The 17,164-nt window shown below is 74.1% G+C and carries 13 protein-coding genes; 7 read left to right on the top strand and 6 right to left on the bottom strand.

What is annotated here, in order from left to right; all coding sequences use genetic code 11:
- Positions 1–28 precede the first annotated feature (28 nt).
- From OG295_RS22530 to OG295_RS22540, 3 genes are all read right to left on the bottom strand, one after another.
- Complete coding sequence (locus OG295_RS22530) at positions 29–1,366, bottom strand: ABC transporter substrate-binding protein (RefSeq protein ID WP_371678500.1); 1,338 nt, start codon at positions 1,364–1,366, stop codon at positions 29–31.
- A gap of 86 nt (positions 1,367–1,452) precedes the next feature.
- Positions 1,453–2,685, bottom strand: a complete 1,233-nt coding sequence (locus tag OG295_RS22535; protein ID WP_371678502.1) for an ROK family transcriptional regulator — start codon at positions 2,683–2,685, stop codon at positions 1,453–1,455.
- Positions 2,686–2,904: 219 nt separating this feature from the next.
- The gene (locus OG295_RS22540; protein ID WP_371678503.1) at positions 2,905–3,975 is read right to left on the bottom strand and encodes a mechanosensitive ion channel family protein; all 1,071 of its coding nucleotides are present in this window, start codon (positions 3,973–3,975) and stop codon (positions 2,905–2,907) included.
- 263 nt (positions 3,976–4,238) lie between these two features.
- Between OG295_RS22540 and OG295_RS22545 the strand changes: the two genes are divergently transcribed.
- Entirely contained in the window at positions 4,239–4,775 is a 537-nt protein-coding gene (locus tag OG295_RS22545) for an HNH endonuclease (RefSeq protein ID WP_371678504.1), read from the top strand.
- Between the two features lie 14 nt (positions 4,776–4,789).
- Here the strand turns inward: OG295_RS22545 and OG295_RS22550 are convergent, their stop codons facing one another.
- Complete coding sequence (locus OG295_RS22550) at positions 4,790–7,780, bottom strand: beta-N-acetylglucosaminidase domain-containing protein (protein WP_371678505.1); 2,991 nt, start codon at positions 7,778–7,780, stop codon at positions 4,790–4,792.
- 200 nt (positions 7,781–7,980) lie between these two features.
- Here OG295_RS22550 and OG295_RS22555 point away from each other — a divergent pair, with 200 nt between their 5' ends.
- The 3 genes from OG295_RS22555 to OG295_RS22565 are packed head-to-tail and all read left to right on the top strand — an operon-like array spanning position 7,981 to position 10,522.
- A complete protein-coding gene (locus OG295_RS22555; protein WP_371678506.1) occupies positions 7,981–8,235 on the top strand; it encodes a hypothetical protein in 255 nt (84 codons plus the stop codon).
- Between the two features lie 41 nt (positions 8,236–8,276).
- A complete protein-coding gene (locus OG295_RS22560) occupies positions 8,277–10,235 on the top strand; it encodes a 4-alpha-glucanotransferase (RefSeq protein ID WP_371678507.1) in 1,959 nt (652 codons plus the stop codon).
- 56 nt (positions 10,236–10,291) lie between these two features.
- Entirely contained in the window at positions 10,292–10,522 is a 231-nt protein-coding gene (locus tag OG295_RS22565; protein ID WP_030229592.1) for a hypothetical protein, read from the top strand.
- A 146-nt stretch (positions 10,523–10,668) separates the two neighbouring features.
- Here the strand turns inward: OG295_RS22565 and OG295_RS22570 are convergent, their stop codons facing one another.
- Positions 10,669–11,187, bottom strand: coding sequence for a MarR family winged helix-turn-helix transcriptional regulator (locus OG295_RS22570; RefSeq protein WP_371678508.1), 519 nt, complete (start codon positions 11,185–11,187; stop codon positions 10,669–10,671).
- 133 nt (positions 11,188–11,320) lie between these two features.
- Here OG295_RS22570 and OG295_RS22575 point away from each other — a divergent pair, with 133 nt between their 5' ends.
- The 3 genes from OG295_RS22575 to OG295_RS22585 are packed head-to-tail and all read left to right on the top strand — an operon-like array spanning position 11,321 to position 14,175.
- Positions 11,321–12,286: an EamA family transporter gene (locus tag OG295_RS22575; RefSeq protein ID WP_371678509.1), complete on the top strand. Its 966-nt coding sequence runs from the start codon at positions 11,321–11,323 to the stop codon at positions 12,284–12,286.
- Between the two features lie 43 nt (positions 12,287–12,329).
- The gene (locus OG295_RS22580; RefSeq protein ID WP_371678510.1) at positions 12,330–13,271 is read left to right on the top strand and encodes a DMT family transporter; all 942 of its coding nucleotides are present in this window, start codon (positions 12,330–12,332) and stop codon (positions 13,269–13,271) included.
- A gap of 10 nt (positions 13,272–13,281) precedes the next feature.
- Entirely contained in the window at positions 13,282–14,175 is an 894-nt protein-coding gene (locus tag OG295_RS22585; RefSeq protein ID WP_371678512.1) for a LysR family transcriptional regulator, read from the top strand.
- Positions 14,176–14,579: 404 nt separating this feature from the next.
- Here OG295_RS22585 and pepN read toward each other — a convergent pair whose 3' ends face one another.
- Positions 14,580–17,159, bottom strand: a complete 2,580-nt coding sequence (gene pepN, locus OG295_RS22590) for an aminopeptidase N (protein WP_371678513.1) — start codon at positions 17,157–17,159, stop codon at positions 14,580–14,582.
- Between the last annotated feature and the right edge of the window lie 5 nt (positions 17,160–17,164).

A 17,164-nucleotide genomic window follows, 5' to 3' on the forward strand; every position in this document is an offset into this window, starting at 1 on the left:
GGCCCGCGGGGTGTACGGGGCCACCGGGCTACTTCGCCTTCGCGATGTCGGTGTCGATCTGCCGGTCGGTGGCGGCGAGACCGGCCTGGAGGTCGGTCACGTCGCCCTTCTCGAACCGGTACGCGAAGTCCTGGAGGGTCAGCTGGTAGGTGCCGCCGTCCGGCTGGGCCGGGGTGGTGTTCGACTTCGAGTTCCGGGCGATGTCGATGAAGGTCTTCAGCTCGGGGGTCATTTTGAGGTCCGGGGACTCCAGCGCGGCCAGCGTGGAGGGCACGTTGTGGATGGAGTTGGCGAAGGCGACGACGGCCGCGGTGTCGGTGGTCATGTACTTCACCAGCTCCCAGGCGGCGTTCTGCTTGCGGCTCGCCGAGGAGATGCCCATGATCGTGCCGGAGAGGTAGCCCTTGCCGTAGTCGCCCACCTGGTCGTCCGGTACGGGCAGCGGGGCGGTGCCGATCTCGAAGCCGACCCCGGCCTCCCGGGCCATGGCGGCGCGCCATTCGCCGTCGATCTGCATGGCCACCTGACCCTTGTTGAAGGGGTGTTCGGTGCTCCACTCGTTACCGAAGCCGGCGCGGAACCTCTCCAGCTTCTCGTAGCCGCCGAGCTCGGCGATCAGGTCCTTCTGGGCGGTCAGCATCTTCGCGAAGGCCGGGTCCTTCGCGAGGTTGGAGCTGCCGTCGGCGGCGAAGTAGGTGGGGCTCCACTGCGCGGCCAGGCGCATCGGGGTGGTCTCGTAGCCGTGGAAGGTGGGCATCACGCCGAGCTGGTCGTAGGAGTCCCCGTTGGGCTTGGTCAGCTTCCGGGCGTCCTCGGCGAACTGGCTCCAGGTCACCGGGGGGGCGGTGATTCCCGCGTCCGCGAAGGCGGTCTTGTTGTAGACGAGGCCGTAGGCGTCGTGCAGCAGCGGGAGCGTGCACTGGTTGCCCTTGAACTGGGTGTACTCCAGCAGGATCTTGGGGAAGACCTTCGCCTTGTCGACGCCGGACTTGGCGAGGAAGGGGTTCAGGTCGGCGAAGGCGCCGGAGTTGCAGAACTTGCCGACGCTGTCGGTGCTGAAGGAGGAGACCACGTCGGGGGCCTTGTCCCCGCCCGCGCGCAGCGCCTGGTTGATCTTGTCGTCGGTCATGTCGCCGGTGACCTCGACCTTGATGTTCGGGTGCGCCTTCTCGAAGCGGGCGATGTTCTCCTCTATCGCCTTCACCTCGGAGGGCGCGGCCCAGCCGTGCCAGAACTTCAGGGTGACGTCCGCCTTCGGGTCGTCGGAGGCGGTGCCGGTGCTCTGTCCCGTACAGGAGGTGGCGAGTACGCAGAGGGCGGCCAGGGCGGTGGCCGCGGTGGTCAGGCGTCGTCCGGTTCTGGGCATGGGGGTGCTCGCTCTCTGGGGGAGGAACTTCCGGTGGGATTGCCGGTGAGGGGGTGCGGGGGCGGGTGCGGGAGGCGGGTGCGGGGTCAGCGGGAGGTGTCGAAGACTTCCTCACGGGTGGCGGCCAGGGCGCTCTCCAGCGCGCCGCGCAGGACGGGCCGTTCGCGCACCTCCCCGGCGACCAGCCGGGGCCGGGAGGGGGCGAGTTCGGCGAGCTCGTCCTGCAGGAGGGTGCGCAGGGGGTCGCCGCCCGCGCTGATCGCGGCCCCGGACAGGACCACGAGCTCCGGGTCGAGGACGGCGACCAGCGAGGCGAGTCCGGTGGCGAGGACGGTCGCGTAGGACCGCAGGAAGTCCAGGTGGGGTCCCTCGGGTTCGGCGGCGGCCCGCCGCAGCAGGGCCACCGCGGCGGCCACCTGGGGTCCCGGCGCGGCGGGGCCGGTCCCGGTCGCCGCGCCGGGCGCGTCGGGGACCGGGACGCCGTGTTCGCGGGCGAGGCGGGGCAGCACCTGGGCGCCGGCCAGCTCCTGGTAGCCGCCGGAGTTGACCCGGGTGACCTGCCGGACCAGGGGGTGTCCGGGGACGGGCAGGAAGCCGACCTCGCCGGCGCCGCCGGTCCAGCCGCGGTGCAGCCGGCCGCCGAGCACCAGGGCGGCGCCGAGGCCCTCCTCGTTCCAGAGCAGGACGAAGTCCTCGTGGCCGCGGGCCGCGCCGAGGCGCTGCTCGGCGACGGCGGCGAGGTTCACGTCGTTCTCGTACTCGACCGGCATGGGCAGGGCCGCGGCCAGTTCGTCGAGCAGGGTGGGGGAGTGCCAGCCGGGGAGGTGGCTGGCGTAGCGCAGCCGGCCGGTCTGCGGGTCGAAGGCGCCCGGGGTGGCGATGACGAGGCGGTGCAGGTCCTCGCGGTGGAGTCCGGCGGCCGCGACGGCTCCGTCGAGGGCCGCGGTGACCTGTGCGACGGCTTCGGCGCCCTCGGCGTAGGGCAGCTCGAAGCAGCCGACGACGGTGCCGCTCAGATCGGCGACGGCCGCGACCACCCCCTCGGGGGTCACGTCGAGCCCGCCGACGTGCGCCGCGCGGGCGTTGAGGGTGTAGAGCTGGGCGTTCGGCCCGGGGCGGCCGCCGTCGGTGCCCGTGGCCACGACCAGCCCGGCGGCCTCCAGACGGGCGAGCAACTGCGAGGCGGTGGGCTTGGAGAGGCCGGTCAGGTGCCCGATCCGGGTCCGGGAGAGCGGGCCGTGGGTCAGCAGCAGCTCCAGGGCGGCGCGGTCGTTCATGGCGCGCAGCAGGCTGGGGGTTCCGGGCGTGGCGGCGGGCATGGGGCTGGGTCTCCCTCACCGAGGTGAACTGTTAGGTAAGTTTCCTATTGGCGTCTGAGCCGTGTCAATGGCGGTGCCGGGGGCGGTCTCGGGGCGGTGCCGGGGTGGTGCGGGGGGTGTGCCGAACCGGGTGTGCGGACGCCGCTGCCCCGCCGGTGGTGACCGGCGGGGCAGCGGGTGGAGGGTGAGGGGCGTGAGGTACGTGAGGTGCGTGAAGGGCTACTTGGAGATCCGGGGGTTGCCGGGCGAGGCCGGCGCCGGGATCGGGTTGGTGGCCATGGACTGCGGGGAGGAGGGGTTGGCCAGCGCCGACGGCGGGGCGACGGAGGCGGCCGGGTCCGGGCTCTCCTCCGGCTCGGAGGAGTCCGGCAGACCGCCGATGATCCGGATGCCCGCGGCGTCGAACGCCTCCTTGATCCGCCAGCGCAGCTCGCGCTCCACGGCGAACTGCTGGCCCGGCATGGTCTTCGCCGACACCTTCACCGTCATCGAGGCCAGCAGCACCTCGTCCAGGCCCAGCACCTCCACCGGCCCCCACAGGCGCTCGTCCCACGGGGACTCCTTCGCCAGCGAGTCCGCGACACCCTGGACCACCCGGCGGATGTGCGCGAGGTTCTCCGTCGGCTTGACCTGCACGGCCACGCCGGCGGTGGCCCAGCCCTGGCTGAGGTTGCCGATCCGCTTGATCTCGCCGTTGCGGACGTACCAGATCTCACCGTTGTCGCCGCGCAGCTTCGTCACGCGCAGTCCGACCTCGATCACCTCGCCGGAGGCCACCCCGGCGTCGATCTTGTCGCCGACGCCGTACTGGTCCTCCATGATCATGAACACGCCGGAGAGGAAGTCCGTCACCAGGTTGCGGGCGCCGAAACCGATCGCGACACCCGCCACACCGGCACTCGCCAGCAGCGGGGCCAGGTCGATCTTCAGGGCGGCCAGCACCATCAGCGCCGCCGTGCCGAGGATCAGGAACGAGGCCACCGACCGCAGCACCGAACCGATCGCCTCGGACCGCTGGCGCCGCCGCTCGGCATTGACCAGCAGCCCGCCCAGCGCGGTGCCCTCGACGGCCTCGGCGCTGGTGTTCATCCTGCTTATGAGCTTGGTCAGGGCCTTGCGGACCACCGAACGCAGCAGCGCCGCTATCACGACGATCAGCAGGATGCGCAGGCCGATGCTCAGCCAGGTGGCCCAGTTCTCCTCGATGAAGCTCGCGGCGTTGGTCACGCTCTCGGCGGCGTCGTCGGTGGTGTTCGCTGCCAACGGGAGCAGGGTGGCGGGCGAGGGCACGGCGGGGAACCTCCAGGCATAGCGGTCTGCCCGCGGGACGTGGGTGCGGGACAGACCAACCACACTAACGGGGCACGGGCCCGACGCCGTTGTCGTGTTCGAGGGAGAGCCCCGACGCGCCGGGGGATGACAGGGGGTGTGGTCGAAAACACCTCGGACCCGTTACGGGCGCGTGGTGGCGCTTCGACCAGCCGTAAGGGGAGACTGGAGAGCAGATCGTCCCGGCGCGAGCCACGCGCCGCCGGCGTACAAGGAGGCAGTCCGTGCCGCACGTCCTGGTCCTCAACGCGTCGTACGAGCCCCTCGGCGTCGTACCGCTCCGCCGCGCGCTCGTCCTCGTCCTGGAGAACAAAGCGGTCTCCCTGGAAGAATCGGGCGCCTTTCTGCACAGCGCGACGAGAGCCGTCCCCGCTCCCAGCGTGGTCCGGCTCAAGCGCTTCGTGCGGGTCCCCTACCGGGGGCCCGTTCCACTCACCCGCCGCGCGCTCTTCGCCCGCGACGGTGGCCGCTGCATGTACTGCGGGGCCGTCGCCACCAGCGTCGACCACGTCATCCCGCGCAGCCGGGGCGGCCAGCACGCCTGGGACAACGTCGTCGCCGCGTGCCGCCGCTGCAACCACGTCAAGGCCGACCGGCACCTGCTGGAGCTCGGCTGGCGGCTGCGCCACCAGCCCGCCCCGCCGTCCGGCCTGGCCTGGCGGATCATCGGAACGGGCCACAGGGATCCCCGCTGGATGCCGTACCTCCAGCCGTACGGGGCGGACGACGCGCTGGAGCGCATCGGGGTCGCCGCGTCATAGGGGCGCGGACCCGGCTACGGGACCACCGAGAAGGCCGAGGCCGACCAGAGGCTGCAGCCGAAACGGGTAGCCCGGCGGTCGCAGGTGACACGGACGAACCGGGTGTCCGGAGCGTCCAGCCGGACGGTGTCCACACCGCCCCGCGAGGTCACCGCGACGGCCGGGCGCCAGCTCACCCCGTCGGCGGACGTCTCGACCCGGTAGGCGGAGGGGTACGCCTCCTGCCAGTGCAGGCGCAGCAGCCCGATCCGGGCCGGGGCCGCCAGTTCCGCCCGCCACCAGGCGCCGTCCACCGCCGGCGAGGACCACCGGGTGGCGTCCGAACCGTCCACCGCCGCCGACGCCGGGAAGCGCGGGTCCTCGTCCGCCGAGGAGGACGCCCGCGCGCCGCGCAGCAGGTCCGGGCCACCGGTGCGCGGCACGGCCCGCACGGTCAGGGTGCGCGTCTCCCCGGCGAAGGCGACCGGGACGGCGTAGGTCCCGGCCGGGGTGCCCGCCGGCACCGTCACCTCCAGCGGGACGGACACCCGCGTGCCGCGCGGCACCACCACGTCCCCCGGCACCCGGACGGCCACCCCGGCAGGCGGGGCCGCCGTGAACGGGCCGCGCACCTCGCCCGGTCCCAGCGCCGACAACTGCGCGGTCACCGTGCGCGGGCCGCCGCCGATCTCCACGTCGGCCGGCGCCCCGTCGGCCAGGTCCAGAGCGACCCGCGGCCCGTCCGCGAACCACGGCACCACCGCGTGGACCACCGGGTCGGCGCCCGTCCACGACAGCCGCACGGCGTCGGCGCGCACCCCGGCCGCGTCGGCCTGGGTCCACCCGGAGACGGTCGCCTCGCCGATCCGGCGCCAGCCCTCGCCCGGCACCCGCACCTCCACCACCGCGCCCCGCGCGTCGGCGGCCGGCGGGTCCGTCATGACGGTGACCGCGGACAGCGGGCGCGCGGAGTCCAGCCGGACCGTCCAGGAGCCGGGCGCGTGCTCCACGGTGCCCTCCCGGCGGGCCGCGCCCGTCCAGCCGTCGGACTCCTCGGCCGCCCTCTTCAGGAAGGGGTCCAGCACGGAGGTGTCCACCCGGGCCCCGCCCTTCTCGGCCAGGGCCCGCCGTGCCGCGTCCAGTTCCCGAGAGGCCTGCCAGGCGGCGGCGCCGTCGCCGCGGGCCTCGGCCCGCAGCAGGTCCACGGCCAGCTCGCCCGCGGCCCCGTAGCGCGAGAGCCGCTCCAGCCAGGGGCCCGCCTCGGCGGCGTACGAGGGCAGCCGGGCCGGGGCCTCCCGCAGCACGGTGAAGGCCGCCCGCAGCCGCTCGCCCGCCTTGGGGTCACCGGTGGCGCGGGCCCGCCAGAACTCCTCCACCAGCGGCTTCAGGTACGCGGACTCCTCCAGCTTGAGCCCCGAGGAGGCGGTGTTGCCGGCCAGGGCGGCCAGCGCCTCGCGGGTGCGCCGGTCGGGGCCCGCCAGTTCGCGCACGGCCGCGGCCCAGGATTCCCCGGCCCGGTAGCCGCGCGGGTTCCAGGCGTAGTCCGCCGCCGTGAACAGCGGGATCCGCGACAGCGTGCCCTGTTCCATGGCGTTGGCCAGCACCCCGGCCGAGCCTCCGGCCACCGCCGGGTCGCGGCCCGCGTAGGGGCCGAGGAAGATGCGGCCCGGGTCCCAGTCGTTGACCGGGTAGTTGTCCATGGTGACCAGCGGGTGCCCGAGCGCGGACCGGGCTCCGGCCAGCTCCTTGCCCGTGATGGTGCGCGGCACCACGCCCACGCCCGTCCAGGCCACCTCCACCCGGGGGTCCAGCGCGCCGGCCAGCGCCGTCCGGTAGGTGGTGGCGCCGTCCTGGAAGTACTCGGTCGGCAGCAGCGACAGCGGTGCGGCCCCCGGGTGCCGGGCGGCCAGGTGCGCCGCCAGTTCGCCCGCGACCTCCGCGTGCGCCTTCGCCGCCGCCGCGGGACCCGTGCCGTAGCGGACCCGGTCGGCCCGGCAGCCCCACTCCGTGTAGCTGACGTCCTGGAACTGCAGCTGGAAGGCCCGGAAACCCAGCTCCCACATGGCGTCCACCTTGCGCAGCAGCGCCGCCCGCTCGTCCGCCGAGGCCAGGCACATGGACTGCCCCGGGGACACCGCCCAGCCGAGGACGACCCGGTTGGCGCGGGCCCGTTCCGCCAGGGCCCGGAACTCCTCCTGCCGCTCCGGCGGGTAGGGGTCGCGCCAGCCCGTCGTGCGGTACGGGTCGTCGCCGGGGGCCAGCAGCAGGCGGTTCTGCTTGGTGCGGCCCAGGAAGTCGATCTGGGCGAGCCGCTGCTCCCGCGACCAGGGCTGCCCGTAGAACCCCTCGGTGACCCCGCGCACGGGGGCGATCGGCCAGTCGCGCACCAGCATCCCGGGCACCTTCCCGGGCCCGGCCGCCAGCAGTTGACGCAGCGTCTGCGCGGCGTGGAACAGCCCGTCCTCGCCCACCCCGGCCAGCGCGACCGTGTCCCGGCCGCCGGTGCGGCCCACCGCCAGCCGGTACCCGCCGTCGGGCAGGTCGCCGGCGGCGGCCGCACCGAGGGAGCGCAGCGCGGCCTCGGCGTCGGGCCCCTGGAGCCGTACGACGAGGGCCCGTTCGGGCAGCGCGGCCCCGGGGGTCCGCTCGTGCAGGGTCCGTACGCCCGCCCCGCGCAGGGCGGTGCGCACCACCTCGGCGGCGTACGGGTCCACGTCGTGCGGCGCGACCAGCACGGCCTCCGCCCCCACCGGCAGCTCCCGTCCCGGATCGGCGACCGCCGACTGCGGCCGGGGCCACACGGCGGGCCCCTCGGCGGCGGTTCGCGGCGGATCGGAGCCCGGGTCGAGCAACGGTACGGGGACCGCGGCGGAAGCGGCGGCCGAGCCGCCGTCGGAACGCGGCGTACCGGAGGTCTTCGGCGTGGCGGTGATGCCCTGCGGGGTCGCGGCGACCGCCCCGCCCAGCAGGCTCCCGATGACGGCGACCGCCGCCGCGGTGCTCCGCTTCCTGCCCCTGAGCTGCACGGAGCCTCCCCGTCCCGAGTCGTCCCCCGCCCGTACGAACGAGCCAGAGCCCACCACCCGTGCGGCTGAAGTGTCAATCGGGGCGGGTGATCTGACCTGGATCCGCCAGGAATGCGATGCCTCCGACTGGGTATGGCTGCGGTGTTCACCGGGGGTGTTGCATGGGCGCGTCCGACGGACCCGCACGAAGGAGTGCTCCCATGAACGCCCGAACCGCCGCCCGAACCGCCGCCCGAACCGCCGCCCGCACCACCGCCGCCCGAACCACCGACCGCGCCCACGCCCCGCTCGCCCACCTGCCCGCCCCGTCCGGGCCGGCGCAGGGCCCCCTCACCAGCGAGCCCCCGCTGGCCGGCTCCGCGTACGCGCCGCTGACCAGCGAACCCCCGCTGCTGGAGGAGGCCCCGCTCACGAGCGAGCCGACCACCCCCGCACCGTCCGCCGCGGGCCTCTAGGGCACCGGGCGGGCCGCCCCACCCCACGACAAGGGAGCTCCATGGACGACCTCGCCCGGCTCGCGGCCCTGCACGGCGTCGCCACCCGCTACCAGCCCGCCGAGGACGTCACCGTCGACGTCCCCGAGGCCACGGTCCGGGCCGTCCTCGGGCTGATCGGGGTACCGGTCGACACCGCCGGGGACGTCCGGGGCCTGGCCGACTCCGCCGAACGGGAGCGGGCCGCGCGGCTGCTGCCGGCCACGGTCGTGCAGTGGCGCGGGGAGGCCGTCCCGGCCGTCCTGGCCGCGCTGCCGCCCGGGACCCGGCTGCGGGTGGCCCCCGAGGACGGGGCGGCGCGGCGGGACTGGGACGCGCAGCTGCCCCTCGGGGTCCACCGGCTCACCGCGCAGGCCCCCGACGGGCGCACCGCGGAGGCCACCCTGATCGTGGCCCCGGACCGGGCGCCGGCCACCCCCGGCCGGGCCCACGGGCTCCTGGTCCAGCTGTACTCGCTGCTCTCGGAGCGCTCCTGGGGCATGGGCGACCTCGGGGACCTGGCGGAGCTGGCCCGCTGGGCGGCCCGCACCCACGGCGCCGGGTTCGTCCAGGTCAACCCGGTGCACGCGGCCGTTCCGGGCACGCCGAGCGACCCCTCCCCGTACCGGCCGGCCTCGCGCCGCTTCCCCGACCCGGTGTACCTGCGGGTCGAGGACGTCCCCGAGTACGCGCACTGCCCGGAGCGGGCCGCCCTCGACGAACTGGCCTCCCGGGGCGGGCGGCTGCGCCGGGAGGTGCTGGAGAAGGGCGCCCTGATCGACCGGGACGCCGTCTGGGACCTCAAGCGCGCCGCCCTGGAACTGCTGTACGCCGTACCGCGTTCCCCCGTACGGCAGGCCGCCTACGAGGAGTTCCGCGCCGGGCAGGGCACCCTGCTGGAGCGGCACGCCGCCTGGTGCGCGGCGGCCGCGGGGGAGGATCCGGCGGAGCGCGCCGACTTCCACGCCTGGCTGGTGTGGCTGACGGACGAGCAGCTCACGGCCGCCCAGCGGGCCGCCCGGGAGGCCGGGATGGCGGTCGGGATCGTGCACGACCTCGCGGTGGGAGTGCACCCCGAGGGCTCCGACGCCCGGACCGGGCCCTTCCACGCCCGGCACGTCTCGGTGGGCGCCCCGCCGGACGCCTTCAACGCGCGGGGCCAGGACTGGGGGCTGCCGCCCTGGCGCCCCGACGCCCTGGAGGAGTCCGCGTACGCGCCCTTCCGCGACCTGCTGCGCGGTGTGTTCCGCTACGCGGGCGCGGTGCGCGTCGACCACGTCATGGGCCTGTTCCGGCTCTGGTGGATCCCCGAGGGTGCCCCGCCCGCCGACGGCACGTACGTCTCCTACGACGGCGAGGCGATGCTGGCCGTCCTGGTGCTGGAGGCCCATCGGGCCGGGGCGCCGGTGGTCGGGGAGGACCTCGGGACGGTGGAGCCGCGGGTGCGCCGCGCGCTGGCCCGGCGCGGGATCCTGGGCACCTCCGTGCTGTGGTTCGAGCGGGACTGGTCCGGCGACGGCGATCCGCTGCCGCCCGGGGCCTGGCGGGAGGACTGCCTGGCCACCGCCACCACACACGACCTGCCGCCCAGCGCGGCGAAACTGGCCGGGGCGCACGTCGAACTGCGCGACCGGCTCGGCCTGCTGACCCGCCCGCCGGAGCGGGAGCGGGCCGAGGACGCCGCCGACACCGCGCAGTGGCTGCGGGTACTGGACGGGCTCGGGCTGGAGACCAAGGGCGAAGAGGCCGCCGTGCAGGCCCTGTACGCCTTCCTGCTGCGCACGCCCGCCCGGCTGGTCGGCGTGTGGCTGCCGGACGCGGTGGGGGACCGGCGGCCGCAGAACCTGCCGGGCACCTGGGACCAGTACCCCAACTGGCGGCTGCCGGTCGCGGACGAGGCGGGCCGCCCGCTGACCCTGGAGGCACTCACGGCCTCGCCCCGGGCGAACGCCCTGCTGAGCGCGGTGCGGAAGGGGGCGTGAACCCGTACGGCACCCCCGGGCGCGCGCCCGCTTCGGGTGTTCGCTACTTTGGCACCGTGGACAAGAAGAACGCTCTGCGCGCCGGCGCCGTCACGGCCGGATCGACGCTGATGATGCTGCTGATGACGTCTCCCGCCCTCGCGCTCACCCGCGACGACGGCGACGACCCGGGTCCGGGCCTGAGCATTGGCGAGACGATCGGCCTCTACGTGGCCCTGCCGATCGTGCTGTTCCTGGTCATCGCGGGTCTCGTGATGGTCACCGACAAGTCGCGCAAGCAGCAGTAACACCAGAACGGACGTGGGCCGGCCCGACGGGGCGGCGCCACTCCCGAAGACTTCCGGGGCGCCGGGGGTCCATCCGCCCGGCTCCGGCCCGGCGCGGGCGGACCTCCGGCGCCCCGTCGTGTCCGCGGCTGCCCGCAAGGGACGGCCTAGTGCTGCGGGACGTCGGCCAGCAGCTTGCGGAGCAGTCCCGTCAGGACCTCGACCTCCTCGGCGCCGAAGCCCTTGAGGGCGGCGGCCTGCGTCTCCAGGCCGGCCCCGACCGCCTCGTCGATGAGCGCGAGTCCGCGCTCGGTGATGGTGACCTGGAGGCCGCGGCGGTCGTGCGGGTCCGGGCTGCGCGTGAGCAGTCCGGCCTTCTCCAGCTTGTCCAGGCGCCCGGTCATGCCGCCGGTGGTGAGCATGAGCGTGGCCGACAGCTGGCGGGGCGAGAGCGTGTACGGGGCCCCGGAGCGCCGCAGCGTGGCGACGACGTCGAACTCCCCGGTGGAGATCCCGTAGCGGTTGTAGACCCGCTCCATCGCGTCGCCCATGGCTCTGGCGATCCGGTAGATCCGGCCGAAGACGCTCATGGGGGCGGTGTCCAGGTCGGGTCGTACCGCGAACCACTGTGCGGTGATCGCGTCGACGGCGTCCTTGCTGGTTTCTTCCCTGATGGCCTGGTTCATGTCCGAAGTATCCAAGTTCCGCTTCCTCGTTCGCAAGGAAGTAGCTTGCGGAAAACTAGCTTAGTAGTAAGCTACTTACGAGCGATCTAGTTGGGGGCAGCGGGCTCCCGGTCGCCGCCGCCGAGGAGTCGCCGTGAACCGCGTCGCCACCATCGCACTGACCGCGCTGGCCCCCATCTCCTGGGGCTCCACGTACGTCGTCGCCAGCGAGCTACTGCCGCCCGACCGGCCGCTCTTCACCGGGGCGATGCGGGCCCTGCCGGCCGGACTCCTGCTGATAGCCCTCTCCAGGACCCTCCCCAAGGGCGCCTGGTGGTGGAAGTCCGCCGTCCTCGGCACCCTGAACATCGGGGCCTTCTTCCCCCTCCTCTTCCTCGCCGCCTACCGGCTGCCCGGCGGCGTCGCCGCCGTACTGGGCGCCGCGGGCCCGCTGTTCGTCGTGGGCCTCGCGGCCCTCCTCCTGGGGGAACGGGCCAGGCTGCGCAACGTGCTCGCCGCCGTGGTCGCCGCGTTCGGCGTGAGCATGGTGGTGCTGACCGCGGAGGCTGAGCTCGACCTCATCGGCGTCATCGCCGGCATCGTCTCCTCCGCCTCCATGGGAGCCGGCACCGTGATGACCAAGCGCTGGGGGCGCCCCGAGGGCGTCGGCCCGCTGGCCGTGACCGGCTGGCAGCTCACCGCGGGCGGACTCGTCATCATCCCCATCGCCGCCCTCGTCGAAGGGGCCCCGCCCGCCCTCGACGGCAAGGCCTTCCTCGGCTACGGCTACATGATGCTGATCAACACCGGCGCCGCCTACGTCCTCTGGTTCCGCGGCATCGGCAAGCTCTCCGCCACCTCCGTCACCCTGCTCGGCCCGCTCTCCCCGCTCACCGCCGCCGTCATCGGCTGGGCCGCGCTGGGCCAGGCGCTGACCCCGATCCAGCTGGTGGGCATGGCGGTCGCCTTCGGAGCCACCGTCTTCGGCCAGCTCCCGGGCCGCGCCGACCGCACCTCCCCGGCCCCCGCGGCCGCGGCACCCAAGGAACCGTTCAGTTCTCCTGAAGCAACCGATCGAAATGTTTCGATGGACCTGAGCAATGCGGAGATGCGACGGTAGGGCACATCCAGACCAGCTCCAGAACCGAGGGGGAGACACCCAGGTGGCCGTCACGGACCGCGCCCGAACCGTTTCGCAGGAACAGCAGCAGTCCGACGGCGGAGGCGGGAAGAAGGGGGCCGCCGGGGTCGGCGTCCTCCTCGCCCTGCTCGCGACGGTCGTCTGGTCCGGCAGTTTCGTGGCCACCCGGGGCATGGCCGGTTCCGTCCCGCCCGTCCAGGCCGTCTTCTGGCGCTGGATCATCGCCGCCCTCGCGGTCGCCCCCTTCGCGGCCCGGCAGGCCTGGCAGCAGCGGGCCCTGATCCGCAAGCACCTCGGCTACGTCAGCCTCGCCACCCTCTTCGGCGTCACCCTCTACAACACCCTCGTCCACCAGGCCGGACTGACCACCTCCGCCTCCAACATGGGCATGATCATGGCTGCTTCGCCGGTCGTCATGGCCCTCTACGCCCGCCTCGGCGGCGAACGGCTCGGCATCCGGCGGACCTTCGGGATGCTGCTCGCGGCCTTCGGGGTCCTGCTCCTCGTCGGAGACGGCTCGCTCGGCTTCGACTTCACCGCCGGCGACCTGTGGATGTTCGCCGCCGCACTCTCCTTCGCCACCTACAGCGCGCTCCTGAAGCGCAAGCCCGCCGAGATCGGCGGCCTCGCCTTCCTGATCACCACCTTCGTGCTCGGCGCGCTGATGCTCGCCCCCGCCTACGCCGTCTCCCTCCACGTGCAGGGCGGCTTCGAGGCCACCGCCGGGACGGTCGGACCGCTGCTCTACGTCGGCGTGTTCTCCTCCGCCGTCGCCTTCTTCGCCTGGAACAAGGCCATCTCGATCATCGGCGCCGCCCGCGCGGGAGTCGTCTACTACCTCCAGCCGGTCTGCGTGGCGGGCCTGGGCCTGCTGCTCCTCGGCGAGCGCACCGGCCCGGCCGAACTGCTCAGCATGGTGCTGATCCTCGGCGGAGTCGGGCTGGCGAGTGTCACCCGGAGGTAGGTTCGGGGGCGTGATCGAGTGGGACATCAAGAAGCTGCGGATCCTGCGGACCCTGGCCCACCGGGGGACCGTCACCGCGACGGCCGAGGCGCTGCACATGACGCCCTCGGCCGTTTCGCAGCAGCTGACCAACCTCGCCCGGCAGCTGGGGGTCCCGCTGCTGGAGGCCCAGGGGCGCCGGGTCCGGCTCACCGATGCCGCCCACCTGGTGCTGCGTCACACCGAGGACGTCTTCGCCCAGCTGGAGCGGGCCGACGCCGAACTCACCGGGTACCTCGCCGGGGAGGCCGGGGAGGTACGGATCGGCGCCTTCTCGACCGCCGTTCCGGTGCTCGTCGTCCCCGCCGTCGCGGCCCTGCGGCGCAGCCACCCCGGGATCGAGGTCCGGATCCGGGAGACCGAGGCCGCCGAGTCCTACGAACTCCTCTCCGCCGGGGTCGTCGACCTGGCGCTGTCCCTCGCGGCCCACGCCCCGGGCGCCGGCGACCCCCGCTTCACCCGGGTCACCCTGCTGGAGGACCCCCTGGACGTCGCGCTGCCGCCCGGCCATCCGCTGGCCTCGGCGCGGGGCCTGCGGCTGGCCGACCTGGCCGGGGAGCGGTGGATCTACGGGGGCAGCGGACCCTGGTCGGAGATCACCCGCAGCGCGTGCGAGGCGGCGGGGTTCGTACCGGAGCAGGCGCACTCGGCGTCCGGGTGGACGGCGATCCTGTCGATGGTGGAGGCGGGGATGGGGGTCGCGCTCGTACCGCGGATGGTGTCGGGGCGGGCGGAGGGGGTCGCGGTGCGGATCCTGTACCAGGACCGGCCCACGCGGCACGTGATCGCCGCCCTGCGGCGGGGCTCGGAATCGGCCCCCGCCCTGGCCCGCGTCCTGACGGCCCTCCAGACCACGGCCGCCTGACCGCGGGCGTCGCCGCTGCGCGGGGCCCGTCCCCTACCCGCCCTTCCACCGTTCCCGCCTCAGGCGCCGACGCGGCTGAAGGACCCGGGCGCGGCCCGTACCCGGGCCGGGCACCCACCGGGCGGGCAATCCCGGCGGGGCGGAAATCCAGCCCCGGCGTTTGAGGCGCGGGGTCCGGGGGCGGAGCCCCCGAAGGGTCCGGGCGGAGCCCGGGGAACGGTGGAAGGGCGGGTAGGGGACAGCCCCGCGCAGCGGCCACCCACCCGCACCCGGCCCGGGACCCGCACCCGGCCCGGGACCCGCACCCGGCCCGGGACCCGCACCGCGGCGCAGCTCCGGACGCGGAACGGCCCCGCCCGGCCCCCGGAGGGGCGGGCGGGGCCGGGGGCGTCAGCCCGGGGGTGTCAGCCCTGGGTGGCGGCGGCCGCGTCGGCGGCCTGGGCCTTCAGGGCGCGCTCGACCCCCGCCCGGGACTCCGACACCAGCCGCCGCAGCCCCGCGTTCGGCTCGGCCGAGGCCAGCCACGCGTCGGTCGCGTCGAGCGTCTCCCGCGAGACCTGCAGCGACGGGTACAGACCCACCGCGATCTGCTGCGCGATCTCGTGGCTCCGGGTGTCCCAGATCTCCTTGACCACGGCGAAGTACTTCGCCGCGTACGGCGCGAGCAGCTCCCGCTGGTCGGTCTGGACGAAGCCGCCGATCACGGCCTCCTGCACCGCGTTCGGCAGGTCCGCGGAGTCGATGACCGACGCCCACGTCTCCGCCTTGGCGGCCGCCGTCGGCCGCGCCGCACGGGCCGTCGCCGCGTGGCGCTCGCCCGCCGCCGTCGCGTCCCGCTCCAGCTCGGCCGCGATGGCCGGCTCGTCCGCGACACCGGTGGCGACCAGGCGCTCCAGGAACGCCCACCGCAGCTCGGTGTCCACGACCAGGCCCTCGACGGTCTCGGAGCCGTCCAGCAGCGCCGCCAGGTACGCGAGCTGCTCTTCGGTGCGGGCCGTCGCCGCGAAGGCCCGCGCCCACGCCAGCTGGTGGTCGCTGCCCGCCTCGGCCGTCCGCAGGTGGTCCCGCGTGGCCTCGGTCCAGGCGGCCAGGCCCCGCTCCCGCCACGCCGGGTCGGCGTACAGGTCCACGGCCAGCTTCACCTGGCGGTGCAGGGACTGCACGACGCCGATGTCGGACTCCTTGCCGATGCCCGACAGGACCAGCGCCAGGTAGTCGCGGGCGGCGAGCTCGCCGTCGCGGGTCATGTCCCAGGCGGAGGCCCAGCACAGGGCGCGCGGCAGCGACTCGGTGAAGTCGCCCAGGTGCGCGGTGACGTTGGCCAGCGAGACCTCGTCCAGGCGGACCTTGGCGTAGGACAGGTCGTCGTCGTTGAGCAGCACCACGGCCGGACGGGCGCGGCCCACCAGCTCCGGCACCGCCGTCCGCTCGCCGTCGATGTCCAGCTCGACGCGGTCCGTGCGGACCAGCTTGCCGTCCTGGAGCTCGTACAGGCCGACCGCGATGCGGTGCGGGCGCAGCACCGGCTCGCCCTTGGCGCCCGCGGGCAGGGCCGGGGCCTCCTGGCGGACGGCGAAGGCGGTGATCACGCCGTTCTCGTCCGTCTCGACCTCCGGGCGCAGGATGTTGATGCCCGCCGTCTCCAGCCACGCCTTCGACCAGGCGGTCAGGTCGCGGCCGGAGGTCTCCTCCAGCGCGCCCAGCAGGTCGGACAGCCGGGTGTTGCCGAACGCGTGCGCCTTGAAGTAGGCCTGCACGCCCTTGAAGAAGGCGTCCATGCCGACGTAGGCGACGAGCTGCTTGAGGACCGAGGCGCCCTTGGCGTACGTGATCCCGTCGAAGTTGACCAGGACGTCGTCCAGGTCACGGATGTCCGCCATGATCGGGTGCGTCGACGGCAGCTGGTCCTGGCGGTACGCCCAGGTCTTCATGGAGTTGGCGAAGGTGGTCCAGGCGTGCGGCCACTTCGAGCCCTCCGCGTACGCCTGGCAGGCGATGGAGGTGTACGTCGCGAACGACTCGTTCAGCCACAGGTCGTTCCACCACTCCATGGTGACCAGGTCGCCGAACCACATGTGCGCGAGCTCGTGGAGGATCGTCTCCGCGCGGACCTCGTACGCCGCGTCCGTCACCTTGGAGCGGAAGACGTACTGGTCGCGGATGGTGACCGCGCCGGCGTTCTCCATCGCGCCCGCGTTGAACTCCGGTACGAAGAGCTGGTCGTACTTGGCGAAGGGGTAGTCGTAGGCGAACTTCTCCTGGAACCAGTCGAAGCCCTGCCGGGTCACGTCGAAGATCGCGTCCGCGTCGAGGAACTCGGCGAGCGAGGGGCGGCAGTAGATGCCGAGCGGGACGGACTGGCCGTCCTTGCCCTCGTACGAGCTGTGGACGGCGTGGTACGGGCCGACGATCAGCGCGGTGATGTACGAGGAGATCCGCGGGGTCGGCTCGAAGGCCCACACCCGGTCCTTCGGCTCCGGCGTCGGGGAGTTCGAGATGACCGTCCAGCCCTCCGGGGCCGTCACGGTGAAACGGAACGTCGCCTTCAGGTCGGGCTGCTCGAAGCTGGCGAAGACCCGCCGCGCGTCCGGCACCTCGAACTGGGTGTACAGGTAGGCCTGCTGGTCGACCGGGTCGACGAAGCGGTGCAGGCCCTCGCCGGTGTTGGTGTAGGCGCAGTCGGCGACCACGCGGAGCTCGTTGGCCCCGGCGGCGAGCCCGGACAGGGCGATCCGCGAGTCGTGGAAGACGGCGGCGGCGTCCAGCGCCACGCCGTTCAGGACGACCTCGTGCACGGCCGGGGCGACCAGGTCGATGAAGGTCTCGGCGCCGGCCTCGGCCGACTCGAAGCGCACGGTGGTCACGGACGGGAAGGTGCCGCCCTCCTGCGCACCGCTGAGATCCAGTTCGACCTCGTACGAGTCGACGGTGAGCAGCTTCGCCCGCTGCTGAGCCTCTTCACGGGTGAGATTCGTGCCAGGCACGCGGT

The sequence above is a fragment of the Streptomyces sp. NBC_01276 genome, from assembly GCF_041435355.1.
Classification (GTDB): Bacteria; Actinomycetota; Actinomycetes; order Streptomycetales; family Streptomycetaceae; genus Streptomyces.

Excerpts from the sequence above, each read along its gene's own strand:
- OG295_RS22530 (WP_371678500.1), bottom strand. The coding sequence starts at position 1,366 with ATGCCCAGAACCGGACGACGCCTGACCACCGCGGCCACCGCCCTGGCC.
- OG295_RS22535 (WP_371678502.1), bottom strand. The coding sequence starts at position 2,685 with ATGCCCGCCGCCACGCCCGGAACCCCCAGCCTGCTGCGCGCCATGAAC.
- OG295_RS22555 (WP_371678506.1), top strand. The coding sequence starts at position 7,981 with ATGAACGCCCGAACCGCCGCCCGAACCGCCGCCCGAACCGCCGCCCGC.
- OG295_RS22560 (WP_371678507.1), top strand. The coding sequence starts at position 8,277 with ATGGACGACCTCGCCCGGCTCGCGGCCCTGCACGGCGTCGCCACCCGC.
- OG295_RS22570 (WP_371678508.1), bottom strand. The coding sequence starts at position 11,187 with ATGAACCAGGCCATCAGGGAAGAAACCAGCAAGGACGCCGTCGACGCG.